Annotated in this window: 1 protein-coding gene; it reads left to right on the top strand. The window is 65.5% G+C overall.

Annotated features, from left to right (window positions below; genetic code table 11):
* Positions 1-293: 293 nt before the first annotated feature.
* Positions 294-693 (top strand): helix-turn-helix domain-containing protein (locus BO221_RS54695; RefSeq protein ID WP_143196199.1); only part of this gene is annotated, 400 nt, incomplete at its 3' end.

Below are 693 nucleotides of genomic sequence, written 5' to 3'. Positions count from 1 at the left end.
GCGCAGAGCTGCTCACGCAGCCGCTGCCCTCTCGGGGTGCGCTCCTCGTTCCGCCACTGGAGCAGGTCCATGATGGCGGCGTCCAACGCCGGGGGCACGTCCGGCCTGAACGCCGAGGGCGGCAGGAGTGACGATGAGGTATGACGGCCATTTTCACACTATGGCCATTACCGCGGCCATTTCCCCTCGCCCTCCGCTACTCGCCGAAGGCCATGGGCTTCTTCTAAGCCAGTTGAAGAAAGTCCTGTCAGGGGGGTAGCGTCGCCGCTTGCTCATCGGAAAGGAGCGGCGATGTGGGTCCTGAGCGACAGAGCCTCACCCTGACGCCCTCCGAGCGCAGACGCCTCCAGCGTGCACTGCATCAGCAGAAGCACGCGGGAGTGGCAGTGCGAGCTGCCATCGTGTTGTGGAGTGCTCAGGGTCAGAGTGCTACCAGTATCGCGCGGGCCCTGGGAGTGACTGCACGCACCGTGCACCGCTGTCGGCAACGCTGGCGGAGCATGGGGTTGGAGGGGCTGGCCGACTCGCTTCGTCCTGGCCGCCCTCCTCGCGTCAGCCCCGCCTACCTCGAGCTTCTGCTGAGAACGGTGGAAACAGACCCCAGGCAACTGGGCTTCATCTTCTCCCGCTGGACGTGTGCGCGGCTGTCCTCCTACTTGGAGCAACGCACCCAGGTGGCAATCAGTCCCAGGT

Source organism: Archangium sp. Cb G35, from assembly GCF_001896145.1.
GTDB classification, from domain to species: Bacteria; Myxococcota; Myxococcia; order Myxococcales; family Myxococcaceae; genus Archangium; species Archangium violaceum.
The sequence above is the reverse complement of the archived record's forward strand: the minus strand, read 5'-3'. Positions and strand labels throughout refer to the sequence as shown.